Source organism: Kribbella sp. NPDC004138 (genome assembly GCF_053603655.1).
In genome coordinates, this window is record NZ_JBSGFZ010000021.1 from 123,093 (window position 1) to 135,520 (window position 12,428).

11 protein-coding genes are annotated in these 12,428 nt (G+C 70.0%); 2 read left to right on the forward strand and 9 right to left on the reverse strand.

The window, feature by feature from the left end; all coding sequences use genetic code 11:
- Positions 1 to 174 precede the first annotated feature (174 nt).
- The 8 genes from ACWEOO_RS28055 to pseB all read right to left on the reverse strand — a co-directional run bounded on the left by ACWEOO_RS28055 (position 175) and on the right by pseB (position 8,201).
- Entirely contained in the window at positions 175 to 1,815 is a 1,641-nt protein-coding gene (locus tag ACWEOO_RS28055) for a solute symporter family protein (RefSeq protein WP_452145612.1), read from the reverse strand.
- A 5-nt stretch (positions 1,816 to 1,820) separates the two neighbouring features.
- Positions 1,821 to 2,165: a DUF485 domain-containing protein gene (locus ACWEOO_RS28060; RefSeq protein WP_355475032.1), complete on the reverse strand. Its 345-nt coding sequence runs from the start codon at positions 2,163 to 2,165 to the stop codon at positions 1,821 to 1,823.
- A gap of 79 nt (positions 2,166 to 2,244) precedes the next feature.
- Positions 2,245 to 3,081, reverse strand: a complete 837-nt coding sequence (locus ACWEOO_RS28065) for a class I SAM-dependent methyltransferase (protein WP_452145566.1) — start codon at positions 3,079 to 3,081, stop codon at positions 2,245 to 2,247.
- 38 nt (positions 3,082 to 3,119) lie between these two features.
- The gene (locus tag ACWEOO_RS28070) at positions 3,120 to 3,869 is read right to left on the reverse strand and encodes a cytidylyltransferase domain-containing protein (RefSeq protein ID WP_452145567.1); all 750 of its coding nucleotides are present in this window, start codon (positions 3,867 to 3,869) and stop codon (positions 3,120 to 3,122) included.
- Positions 3,857 to 4,672 (reverse strand): hypothetical protein, encoded by an 816-nt coding sequence (locus tag ACWEOO_RS28075; RefSeq protein ID WP_359941178.1) that lies wholly within the window; start codon positions 4,670 to 4,672, stop codon positions 3,857 to 3,859. The genes ACWEOO_RS28070 and ACWEOO_RS28075 overlap by 13 nt, the downstream gene beginning before the upstream one ends.
- Positions 4,672 to 6,081 carry a hypothetical protein gene (locus ACWEOO_RS28080; RefSeq protein WP_452145568.1) on the reverse strand — a complete coding sequence of 470 codons (1,410 nt, stop codon included), beginning with the start codon at positions 6,079 to 6,081 and terminating at the stop codon, positions 4,672 to 4,674. Before ACWEOO_RS28080 ends, ACWEOO_RS28075 begins: the two co-directional genes overlap by 1 nt.
- A gap of 10 nt (positions 6,082 to 6,091) precedes the next feature.
- Positions 6,092 to 7,216: a UDP-4-amino-4,6-dideoxy-N-acetyl-beta-L-altrosamine transaminase gene (gene pseC, locus ACWEOO_RS28085; RefSeq protein WP_452145569.1), complete on the reverse strand. Its 1,125-nt coding sequence runs from the start codon at positions 7,214 to 7,216 to the stop codon at positions 6,092 to 6,094.
- A 1-nt stretch (position 7,217) separates the two neighbouring features.
- Positions 7,218 to 8,201, reverse strand: coding sequence for a UDP-N-acetylglucosamine 4,6-dehydratase (inverting) (gene pseB / locus ACWEOO_RS28090; protein WP_363707584.1), 984 nt, complete (start codon positions 8,199 to 8,201; stop codon positions 7,218 to 7,220).
- Between the two features lie 134 nt (positions 8,202 to 8,335).
- Here pseB and ACWEOO_RS28095 point away from each other — a divergent pair, with 134 nt between their 5' ends.
- Positions 8,336 to 9,358, forward strand: a complete 1,023-nt coding sequence (locus ACWEOO_RS28095; protein ID WP_452145570.1) for a PseG/SpsG family protein — start codon at positions 8,336 to 8,338, stop codon at positions 9,356 to 9,358.
- Here ACWEOO_RS28095 and ACWEOO_RS28100 read toward each other — a convergent pair.
- Positions 9,351 to 11,579 carry a hypothetical protein gene (locus ACWEOO_RS28100; RefSeq protein ID WP_452145571.1) on the reverse strand — a complete coding sequence of 743 codons (2,229 nt, stop codon included), beginning with the start codon at positions 11,577 to 11,579 and terminating at the stop codon, positions 9,351 to 9,353. The two genes, ACWEOO_RS28095 and ACWEOO_RS28100, sit on opposite strands and share 8 nt — an antisense overlap.
- 95 nt (positions 11,580 to 11,674) lie before the next feature.
- Here ACWEOO_RS28100 and ACWEOO_RS28105 point away from each other — a divergent pair, with 95 nt between their 5' ends.
- Complete coding sequence (locus tag ACWEOO_RS28105; RefSeq protein WP_359941163.1) at positions 11,675 to 12,427, forward strand: N-acetyltransferase; 753 nt, start codon at positions 11,675 to 11,677, stop codon at positions 12,425 to 12,427.
- Position 12,428: the final 1 nt, after the last annotated feature.

Here is a 12,428-nt window from a genome sequence, read left to right on the forward strand (position 1 = left end):
TGGGCGGGACAGGGAAGTGCCGCCGCACAGGGAGTTCAAAACTTTCGTAGGTTTGCTCAATTCTTGCGCGGCGATGGCTCATTGTTACGGCACCACTACGCGGGCGTCAACGGTTCGTGAACGACGAAAGGGCCGGCTCGCAGCATCTGCGAGCCGGCCCTTCGAGGTACTGCGTCAGTGCTTGGCGGGACCCTCCGCGCCGGCGCCGGTCATCGAGCGGACCGAGAGCTCGTTGTACCGGGCCTCGCTGGACCGGTCCTTGCCGAGGTACGTGCCGAGCACGCCGAACAGGAAGCCGAGCGGGATCGAGACGATGCCCGGGTTCGACAGCGGGAACCAGGCGAAGTCGGCGTCGGTGATCATCGACGTCGGCTTACCGGACACCACCGGCGAGAAGATCACCAGCACGACGGCCGAGATCAGACCGCCGTAGATGCTCCAGGTCGCGCCCGCGGTGTTGAACCGCTTCCAGAACAGGTTGTACAGCAGCGCCGGCAGGTTCGCCGAGGCCGCGACTGCGAACGCCAGCGCGACCAGGAACGCGATGTTCAGCTTCTGCGCCGGGATCGCCAGCGCGATCGACACCGCGCCGATCCCGATCGCCGCGAACCGCGCCACCCGCAGCTCCTGCTTCTCGGTCGGCTTCTTCTTGGCGATCACGTTCGCGTAGAGGTCGTGCGCGAACGACGACGACGAGGTCAGCGTCAGCCCGGCCACCACCGCGAGGATGGTGGCGAATGCGACCGCCGCGATCAGTGCGAGCAGGACCGCACCGCCGGTCGAGCCGGCGCCGCCGCCGACGGACTCTGCCAGCAGCGGCGAGGCGACGTTGCCCTTCGACGCCTGGACAGCGGAGCCCTTCCCGGTGTCCAGCAGCGCCGCGGCGCCGAAGCCGAGGGCCAGCGTCATCAGGTAGAACGCGCCGATCAGGCCGATCGCCCACTGCACCGAGCGACGCGCGGACCGCGAGTCGGGCACGGTGTAGAAGCGGATCAGGATGTGCGGCAGACCCGCCGTACCGAGAACCAGCGCGAGGCCCAGCGACAGGAAGTCGATCTGGCCGGTGAGGTCCTTGCCGTAGAGCAGGCCCGGCTGCAGGAACGCCTCACCCTTCCCGGACTTCTCGGCGGCCGTGCCGAGCAGGTCGGAGAGGTTGAAATGGAACTTCACCAGCACCAGGAAGGTGATCAGCACCGTGCCGGCCATCAGCAGCACGGCCTTCACGATCTGCACCCAGGTGGTGCCCTTCATGCCGCCGATCGTCACGTAGATGATCATCAGCGCGCCGACCAGGATGATCACGCCGGCCTTCAGACCCTCGCTCTTGACCCCGAGCAGCAGGCCGACGAGCGAGCCCGCACCGACCATCTGGGCCAGCAGGTAGAAGATCGACACCACGATCGTGGAGGTCGCGGCCGCGGTCCGGACCGGACGCTGCTTCATCCGGAACGCCAACTGGTCGGCCATCGTGAACCGGCCGGAGTTCCGCAGCAGTTCGGCGATCAGTAGCAGCGCCACCAGCCAGGCCACCAGGAACCCGATCGAGTAGAGGAAGCCGTCGTACCCGTAGAGGGCGATCGAGCCGGAGATGCCGAGGAACGACGCCGCGGACATGTAGTCACCGGAGATCGCGAGGCCGTTCTGCGCGCCGCTGAACGAGCGCCCGCCGGCGTAGTAGTCGGCCGCGGTCTTGTTCTGCCGGGACGCCCACCAGGTGATGTACAGCGTCACGGCGACGATCGCGGTGAACAGCGAGATGGTCAGCGTACGGTTGCCCGGCTCAGCGGCCAACGGGAGGGCGAGCGGGACGAGCAGCGCGTTCACCGGCGACGCTCCCTCTTGTACTTGGCGTTCAGGCCGTGGGCGAGCGGGTCGAGCTTGCGGTTGGCGAACCGCCCGTACAGGGCTGCGATGAAGAACGTCGACACGAACTGCAGCAGGCCGAAGACCAGCGCGACGTTGATGTGCGAACCGCCGATCTTGTGGCTCATGAAGTCCCGCGCCCAGTTGTTGCAGGCGACGTACGCCAGGTACCACGCCATGAAGGCGATCGTCCACGGCACCACGAAGTTCCGGTAGCGCCGCTTCAGCTCCTTGAAGTCGGCCGCGTCGTGCACCGCTTCGTACGCGCGGGCGTCCCGCTCGTGCACCACTTTCTCGTCCATGAGTTCCCCTTCACTGGACCGAACAGGTGCACGTTAGCCGCAAGTCGCCCGTTTGTGACCTACTGCAACCAAAATGTTCTTAGAGGTGCGGGGCCACCGGGCCGTCGAGCGTTCGGCGGTAGTTCGCGAACTCGCTCGGGTGGGTGCGGAAGCAGCCGGTGAAGTACGGCATCCGCAGCGGCTCCGGCGGCCGGGCGGTGTGCTCGTAGATCAGGTCGATCTGGTCCAGGACCTGCTCGCGCCTGGTCTCCTTCAGGACGGCGACCCGCGAGTGCGACCGGGCCAGCTGCCGCAGGCCGTTGCGGTCCAGGTCGTGCCAGTGCCGGAACCGGGCCTGCTCGATCATCGTGAACAGGTTCGACTGCTCCAGGATCGGCGCCGGGTCGAACCGGTCGCTGCCTCCGAACCCGTCGCCCTGCATCACCTGGAAGAGCCGGCGGACCCACGGCACCACGGTGTCGGCGTTGTTCCAGAGCAGGCCGAGGACGCCGTTCGGGCGCAGCACCCGGGCGATCTCCGGCAGCGCGCGGGTGTGGTCGAACCAGTGGAAGGCCTGTCCGACGATCACCGCGTCCACCGACGCGTGCGCGAGCGGGATCGACTCCGCCGCGCCGACCATCGTGTCGATGCCGGTCCGCCGGCGGCAGACCTCGAGCATCTCCTGGGACGGGTCGACGGCGATCACGTCGTGACCCAGCCCGGCGGCGACCGCGGCGAGCTTGCCGGTGCCGGCGCCCAGGTCGAGCACCTGCAGGCCGCGGCCCGGGCCCAGGATCCAGATCAGCGCCTCGACCGGGAACGTCGGCCGGCCGGCGTCGTACGCGTCCGCGACGGCGCCGAACGACGTCGCCCGGGCGGCGTGCGCGCTGTTGTCCGGGACTGCGGCGGAGTCCCCGGCCGGATCATTGGTGGTCATCACCGTAAATCATGCCGTAGCTCTGGGCGCGAAGCCTGCTACTCGCCGAGTTTCTTCTGTTCGATGTGCGCGTTCAGCGCGGCCAGCTCCGGGTGCTCGTCCAGGATCGCGACCAGCTCGGCGCAGCCCAGCCGGGTCGCGTCGAAGTCCTCGATGAGGGCGTCGAGCAACTTCCAGTCGTCCGCGGTGTCGAGGGTCAGCCGGTACTGCGCTGCTTTGGACGACGGGCCGCCCGACCAGGGCAGGTTCAGCAGCCGCATCTCGCCGGAACGGTTCTGGTGCAGGTACGGCGTGACGTGCTCCCGGTCGGCCTTGAGGGTGGCCTTCGCCTCCGCGTCGTACAACCGGGCCGCGGAGAAGATCTCGAAGTCCATGCCGCGCGGGTAAGTGCGCTCGAGACAGTTCGAGATGTAGAGGTCGGGGTCGTTCTCGGCGCGCCACCGATCGACGCCCGCGGCAACGATCTCCGGATCGATCAGCGGGCAGTCGGAGGTGACCCGGACGAGGCCGTCGAGAGCGTGCTCGCGGGCGGCGCCGGCGAAGCGGCTGAGGACGTCGTCCTCGCTGCCGCGGAACACCGGGATACCCAGCTCCGCGCACAGCTGGGCGACGAGGTCGTCGTTGAAGTTCGTCGTGGTCGCGACGATCACCGGCAGGCCGGTGCGGCCCAGCCGGTCGAGGTGGTGCTCGAGGTACGAGCGGCCGGCGACGGCCAGCAGGACCTTGGCCGGCAGCCGTGTGCTGGTCACGCGGACCTGCGTGACGATGCCGATCTTCAGCTGTTCCATCGGAACATCTCCCGGATTTCTGCGGGTCCGGCGACGTGGTCGACGCCCAGTTCGGTGTCGGTGAACTCGGCCGCGACCGCCGCCGGTACGTACGGCTGGTCCATCTCCGGCCACAGCCGCTTGATCCGCGCCTGACCGCCGAACGACGGGTGCTCGTTCTCCAGCACCATGGGATCACCGTAGACCCCGGCGCCCAGGCCGAGCGAGGCGCCGTACAGAACGGCGGAGCTGAGCCGGTTGGAGGCGACCCGCTCGTGCCGGCGCAGCTCACGCAGCTGCTTGACCAGGAACTTGGCGTCGGTCCGGCGCCAGTGCAGGCCGCGGTAGCCGTGCGTGATCACCCGGAACCCGGCGTCCTTGTAGACGTTACGGATTGCGGGCTTCTCGTACTCGTTCCAGTACAGGCAGACGGTCACCGGGCCGGTCTCGTGCTCGTTGATCGAGGCAACGATCCGGCCGTGGTCGCCGAGCACGTGCTGGCCTTCCCAGCCGTGGAACGGGTAGAAGATGGTGCCCTTGGCCCGCTTGTCCGGCGTCGCCAGCTCGGGGTGGATCCGCAGCAGGTACAGCCAGACCGAGCCGATCACCGAGTAGTTGCGCAAGCCGAGCGCGTGGCCGCGGCGGCGGACGCTGTCGGACCACACGAACTTCGGCATCCCGGGCGCGAAGTTCGTGCCGTGCGCGAAACCGTCCAGGATGTTCCAGCCGTGCTGCAGGTAGCCCCAGATCCGCGGCGGTTCCGGGAGCCCGGCGTACGACGCCATGATGTTGGCGTGCCCGTAGAAGTGGTTGGCGTGGTGCATCAGCGGCGCCGGACCTTCCGCAGGACCCGCTTGAGCCGGCGGCGGATCACCCGGGCGGGGTTCATCACCGCGTGGCCGACGCGGTACGGCCGCGAACGGCGGATACCGCTGACCGTGCCCTCGAACAGGATCGCCCGGGCACTGGCGTGCGCGAGCTCGTCGGCGAGGCGGGCGACGGTGGTGAGCTGCTCGGCGCTGCCGCGCGGACGGACCACCTCGTCCGGGCTGAACTCCTGCTCCGGCACCGTGATCCCGGCCATCGCCGCGAGCCGCGCCGTCAACGCGTGCGGATCGGCCGCCGCGGGCCATGGTTGCCGCGAGCCACTGTCCAGCGCGCGCTGCGCGAACCGCCGCAGGTGCCCGACGACATCCAGCTCCTGCGCCTCCCCGAACAGCCGGTACGCCGACCCGTCGAGGATCACGTTGTCCGGCGACCCCGCGCCGCCCGTTCCCAGCCAAGCCACATAACTGGGGATCGTCCTGCGCAAGGCGGCCTGATCGTCGGATCGCAGGGCCGCCAGGAGGTGCTCCTCCAACAGAACGCCTTCGCCCTCGGGGACCACGCCTTCGGGCAGCGCGGCAGGTGCTGCGGCGCCGACCACGAAGTACCAGGCAGGCGCCAGCTCGAACGCCAGCCTGGCCGCGGCTGCGTCCAGCACGACGCGATACGGGTCCATCAGCACGGGGCCTTCGTTGCGCGCGGCAACAGCCCGCGCCGCGACCACGGCGGCGAATCCTTCGACCGAGGTGACCGCAACCTCCGCCTGGACAAGCGACGGGAACACCGCGTACGCGGCTTCGTTGTCGAAGCCGGCCGTACGAAGGGCTGTCACGAGTGGTTTGAAGCCGGCCGGCGCGCGGTCTGCGACGTCGCGGCCCCAGTCCTCGTCACGGGGGAGTGCCGCGGTGATGTCCGGCTGCACCAGCCGCTCGAAGCCGAACGCGTTCGTGGCGCCGAGCAGCAGCCGGCCCCCAGGCTTCAGCAGGCCGGTGAGCCGATCGAGACCGTCCGCCCAGCTGAACCCGGCGGTGTCCGGCCCGACGAGCCGCTCGAGTCCGTCCAGCGCGACGACCACGTCGTACCCGTCACCCACGCCGCTCTTCTCGTCGACCGCGAACCGGTCGACGGAGCCGCAGAAGACCTGCCCCTTGACGTCGTCCAGCAACTCGGCGAGTTCCTCCGCGTCCGGCGCCGACCGGACCAGCAGATCGACGGACGCGACCTGGGCCGCGACGGCCGAGACCAGCTCGACAGCATGCGGACCGGCGAGCAGAACGGCGTCGTCGGCGGTCAGCGTGGCGGCCAGGAGTGCTCCGGCCGCGGGTCCGGCAGCCGCGGGACGGGCGTCGCCGGGGCGCAGATCCGACCAGTTGAGCATCTCCCCGCCGACCAGATTCGATCGGGTCACATCGGTCACGTTAGCCAACCAGAGTCAGAAGGGTCTCGATCACCCGGTCGACGTCACTGTCGGTGAGGTCCGGGAAGAGCGGGAGGGAAAGTTCCTCGGCGTAGAAACGCTCGGCGTTCGGGCACAGGCCGCGCCGGTATCCCTGGTGGGCGAAGACGGGGTGCCAGTAGACCGGGATGTAGTTCACCTGGACACCGATTCCCGCGGCGCGCATCGCCTCGAACACCTCGCGGCGGCGTCCGCCGAGCACGCGGACCGGGTACAGGTGCCACATCGGATCGACCCCGGCCCGCTGCACCGGCGTTCGCAGGCCGTCGGCGGCGGCGAAGGCCGCGTTGTACCGGGCGGTGATCTCCGCGCGGCGGCGCTTGAACTCGGCGAGCCGTCGGAGCTGGGACAGGCCGAGCGCGGCACCGAGGTCGGTCAGACGATAGTTCACGCCGTACTCGTGGACCTCCTGGTGCCACGGGCCCTCGTCGGTGATCTCGAAGCGCGACGGGTCGCGGACGAGGCCGATGAAGTGGAACTCGTGGGCCCGCTGGGCGATCGCCGGGTCTTTGCAGACGACCGCGCCGCCCTCGCCGGTGGTCAGGTTCTTCGTCGGGAAGAACGACATGGTGGTGACGTCGGCGAGGTCGCCGACCGGGCGGCCGTACGCCGATCCGCCGACGGAATGTGCCGCGTCGGCGAGGGTCTTCGCACCCACCCGATCGGCCAAGGACTGCAGCGCTGCGTAGTCGGCGGCTTGGCCGGCATAGTCCACCGCTGCGATGACCCTGGAACGTTCCGTCAGCGCAGCGTCCACGGCCGCCGGGTCGAGGAGGCCGGTGTCGTAGTCGACATCGGCGAAGACCACGCGAGCGCCGAGCATGGCGGCGCAGGAGGCGGTGGCCACGAAGGTCATGGGGGTGGTGACGACCTCGTCGCCGGGGCCGACGCCGAGGGCGGCGTACGCGATGTGGAGTGCCGCGGTACCCGAGGTGCAGCTCACCGCCCGGTGTCCGCCGGCCAGCTCCGAGATCGCGTTCTCGAAGGCGCTGACCGCGGGGCCGGTGGTCAGCCAGTCGCCGCGCAGTACGGCGGTGACCGCCTCGATGTCCTCCTCCGCGATCGACTGACGCCCGTAGGGGAGCACGTCAGACGTCGCTCTCGAGGATCTTGCGGATCTCCTCGATCGAGTACCACTGGTCGTTGGTGTCGGAGGCGTAGTGGAAGCCGTCCGGGACCGGTGTGCCGTCGGCGGGCGGCTGGTAGCCCCAGGTGGCGAGATCCGGCTGGAGCACGAAGCGGTTGCCGAGCGCGAGCGCCCGGCGGCCTTCCTCCGGGCTGATCATCTCCTCGTGCAGCTTCTCGCCGGGGCGCAGGCCGACGTCGTGCATCGCCGCGCCGGGCGCGATCGCCTCCGCCAGGTCGGTCACCTTCATCGACGGGATCCGCGGCACGTACAGCTCGCCGCCGGTCATCAGGTCGAACGAGTCGACCACGAACTCGACCGCCTCCGGCAGCGTGATCAGGAACCGGGTGCAGCGCAGGTCGGTGATCGGCAGCGGCTGGCCGCTCAGGTGCAGCGCGCGGAACTTCGGGATGATCGAGCCCCGGCTGCCCATCACGTTGCCGTACCGGACGACGCTGAAGCGGGTGTCGTACGCCGCCGCGTAGTGGTTGCCGTTGATGAACAGCTTGTCCGCAGTGAGCTTGGTCGCGCCGTACAGGTTGATCGGGCTGGACGCCTTGTCCGTGGACAGCGCCACGACCCGCTGCACGCCGGAGTCGATGGCCGCCTCGATGACGTTCTGCGAACCGACCACGTTGGTCTGGACGAACTCCCACGGGTTGTACTCACCGCTGTCCACCTGCTTCAGCGCGGCCGCGTGCACGACGTGGTCGACCTTGTGCATCGCCCGGTTCAGCCGGGCGCGGTCGCGGATGTCGCCGATGAAGAACCGCAGCCGCGGGTCGTCGCCGAACGACTGCCGGACCTCCCACTGCTTCAGCTCGTCGCGGCTGAAGACGATGATCCGCCGCGGGTTCAGGTGGGTCAGCGCGTGCCGTACGAAGCTCCGGCCGAACGACCCGGTACCTCCGGTGACCAGGATGTCGGAGCCGGTAAGGATTGACACGCGAGCGGGACCCTTCTGACGGACAGTTCCGAACCGCACACACGCGGTGCAGACCTCGAAACAATAGCTGCCCCGTTCAGTACCTCCTCAATCCACTGTCTCAGCACCGCGACATCAAACGTACGCTGGGCCGAGTGAGACGCGTCGGGGTGCGGTGTGATGTCGGGCCGGGCCGGGGGATCGGGCACGTGATGCGCTGCCTGGCGCTCGCGGAGGAGGTACGGCGGCGCGGGGTCGAGCTGGTGTTCGTGTGTGACGCGTACACCGTGCCGTGGGCGGCGGAGCAGATCGCCGCGCGCGGGATGGTGGTCGAACGCGCGGTTGGGAGCCCCGACGAACACGTGGAGCTCTTCAAGCGGCTGCGGCTCGACGCGGTCGTCTTCGACTCCTACGACCTGGACGCGTCGGTCTACTCCGCGGTCCGGGCAAGCCTGCCCACGCTCGCGATCGTCGACGGCGACTTCCGCGGCGCCGAGGCCGACGTGCTGGTCGACCAGAACCTGGCCGCCGAGCTCGACCACCCGTCGCTGCCGCGGGATGCGGTCCGCCTCGCCGGCCTGCCGTACGTGATGATCCGCGACGAGATCCTTGGCCACCGCCCCAGTACGCCGCCCGCCACAGGCCGCGCGAGCGTCGTACCGCGGGTGTTCGCGTTCTTCGGCGGCACGGACGCGTTCGGCGCCGGGCCGTACGTCGCCCGCGCGCTGGCGGCGACCGGTCTGCCGTTCGAGGCCACCGTGGTCGCGCCGGCACCGGATCTCGCCGCGCGGATCGCCGCGGTCGAGCTGCAGCCGCACCAGCGGCTCGACGTGATAGGCCCGACGGATCAGCTGGCGGCCCGCGTCCGCGAGGCCGATCTGACCATCAGCGCCTCCGGTACGTCGACGTGGGAGCTGCTCTGTCTCGGCGCCACCGCGGCGTTGGTGTGCGTGGTCGACAACCAGGTGATGGGCTACGAGCGCGCTGTCGGCACCGGCGCCGCCGCCGGCCTCGGTTTGTTGAGCGCGTTGCAGCAGGACAGCTCGTCGGCGGATCAGGTGCTCAAGCGGCTGCTCGGCGATCCGGCCGAGCGTGGCCGGTTGGCGAGAGCGGGGTGGGAGCTGGTCGACGGCCGCGGGCGTGAACGAGTTGCTGACGCCCTGCTCAGCCTCATCTGAGTTCGTAGATCGTCGCGTCCAGCGTGGCGTGCCGCAGGCGGACGTAGTTGCGGAGCGCGGGTGACACCTGGCCGGCCCGGTGGTCGGCGTACAGCCAGCGCACGCCGGCCTGGCGCAGTCGCTCGATCGCGGCGGGCGTGGGCGCCTTGAACGCGATGTCGTTGGCGACCAGCTCTTCGCGGTTCCAGTACGGGATGAGGCTCGGGTTGCCGTCGTTCTCGAGGGCGATCCGGTTCGCCTGGTTGGAGTACGACCAGCCCTCGATCAGGACCGGCCGCTCGGACAGCGCGGCGAGCCAGAAGTGCCGGCTGTCGCAGAGGCCGTCGCGCTCGATGATGCAGTGCGCGTTCGTCGCGACCAGGTCGCCCGGCGCGCTGTTCCGCCGCAGCCACTGCGCGGCCCCGGCCTCGGCCGCCGTCGCGCCGCCGCGGAACGGATGCGCGAAGACCAGGTTCGACGCCTTGTCCGACACGAATCCCTGCAGCGGGACGAGCGTCGCGCCGATCATGCAGGCGGCGACCGCCGCACCGATCAGCGCGACGAAGAAGCTGCCCGGCCGCCGGGACAGCTTCCAGCCGACAGCCACCAGCACCGCGACGGCCGCCACGGCCACTGCAGTCCACGCCCACGGGCCCTTGATGCCGCGCAGGTCGCTCGACTGCGAGCGTGCAGCTGCCAGCGCGATCAGGCCGAGAAGTCCGGCTGCGCCGACGAGCACCACGGCCCGCCGGTCGCCGAGCCGGCCGACCAGATTCGCGAGCCCGACGGCTGCGAGGACGGCGATGACGGGGAAGGCCGTCCGCAGGAAGTACAGCTGACTGACGCCGGACTGCGTCGTGAGCACCGTGCCCAGCAGCCCGGCCACCGCGACACCCGCGAGGAACACGGCACCGGTGTCTCGCCATCGCCGGCCGAGGAAGAACAACCCCGACGCGGCCAGTGCCCAGCTCAGCAGAGTCGTTGCCCCGGACAACAACTGGGCGTGCGGGTTCGACACCAGCATCGGGTACGGCGCCAGCTGGACGAACGTCTCGAACGGCTTGATCTCCGTCCCCCACGTGCTCCCGCCGAAGATCGCGATCAACGCCGCCACGAACACCGTCAACGACAGCAACCCGCCGAGGAACGCCGGCCGCGTGCTTCGCCGTACGAGCCCCAGCTGCAAGAACGCGAAGGCGAACCCGGTGCCCACCAGCGGCAGGATCGTCGACTTCGACCCGGCCGCGATCAACGCGAGCAGGACGAGCAGCACCCACCGGCTCCGCGGCCTGCCGTCGGCCCGCAGCAGATCCACTGCCACCACGCAGAACGCGAGCGTGATCAGGACCCCGAGGTTCTGCGTCGGACTCAGGTACGCCGCCACCGCGGTCGAGATCCCGCCCAACCCGGTGCTCGCGAGCGGCTGCACAGCTCCGCCGAGACCGGCAACGAAGACCGCGAGCGGCCCGGCCCACGTGGCGCCTGACTCGGTGGTCGGCGCCAACCGGCCGGCCAGCGCGAACACCAGCCCGCATCCGGCGAGGAACAGCGGCAGCCAGCTCAGCGCGTGGATCAGATCAGTGAGGTCGATCCGCGTCCCCCACTGGGTCGCGGCAGTCGCCTGGTGGAAGAACGTGTGGTACTTCATCGGCTCGCCGCCGAGCCACAGCGTCGAGATCGGTACGTCGTACTTCGCGCTCGCCGCCAGGGCCTGCTGGAAAGCCAGGTCGGGGTAGGCGCGCAGCGGATCGGTGTACGCCGGCAGGAACTGTGCCGGGCCGAGCCGGTACACGATCAGCAGCACGACCGCGGTCGACGCCGCGAGCAGCCAGGCCTGCAGCGGGCGCACGGGTCGCTCGACCCGCCGCCAGACCCGGGCGCGGGCGTCACCGTCCACGAAGGTGATCACCAGGACGACCGGCGCCCACACCCACGACCACGCCTGCAGCCCGATCGACGCGCTCGCCAGGTAGACCAGAACCTGCCCCGCCGTACCGACCGCGAATCCGGCGGAGAGGTCCTCCACCAGGTTGCGCCCGTACCCGCCGATCAGCCGCCACAGCGCGAACCCGGGCAGCGCGACAGCGACCGCCGTGAACAGCACGAACCGGGCAACCTCGAAGACCGTCGCCTGCAGCGCGAGCAGGACGATCGCCAGCACCACGACCGAGAGCCCGGCGACCAGACCGGACAGCGAAGGCCCCGCGGTCCGCGGCCCCCGCCGCCTCGCTCTCGCGCGCATGCCGTAACACTAATGTGAAATCAGTCGCACCACGAATGCAACGTGTCACTCCCCGTGAGGCCTAGGCGGCTCGGATGCCCTAAGCTCGACGGCCTATGAGTTGGTACGACGCGCTCGAAGCCGGCGAGCTGACCGTGCGGCCGTCCGTGGACGCCGCGAAGCGGTTCGGCGTCTCCATCGACCGGATGTCGGTGTCCGCCTCGGCCGGGACGCCGCTCGCCGACGTACTGTCCGCGGTCGAGAAGTCGACGGCCGACGTGATCGTGCTGCGCTACCCGGCGCGCGAGACCACCTGGTTCGCGGCGCTCGCCGATGGTCCGCGCCGGGCGCTGCTGGCCGACACCGTCACCGCTTGGGCGCTGCCCGTGGGCAAGGGCCGCCGCCCGGCGCCGCTGGCCGGTTTTACGGCGCAGGTCGAGCCTGACGTCGACGACGACCTGGTGGACGACGTGGTCGCGGACGTCTTCGGCGACTCCGGCAACCACTACTGCGCCGACCCGGTGTTCGACCGGGCGCTCGCACTGGCCGGCCGGCAGGAATGGGCCCGGCGGCGGATCGGTGCGGCGGGTGCCGTCGTACTGCGTGGGCCGGATCGGCGGGTGCTGGCGCTGGCGGCCGTCGACGAGCAGCGGTCCTGGACCGAGATCCAGTTGGCCGGCGTCGTACCGGCCGAGCAGGGCCGCGGCCGGTACGGTCACCTGCTCGCGGCGGTCGAGGACGCCTGTACGACGCGGCGCCTGGTCGTCACCACGCAGGCCCACCAGATCGGCATCCAACGCATCTGGTCCCGGTACGGCTTCGAACCTGTGCATAACCTCCTGACGGTCCACCTCGTTGCCGCTACGTAGA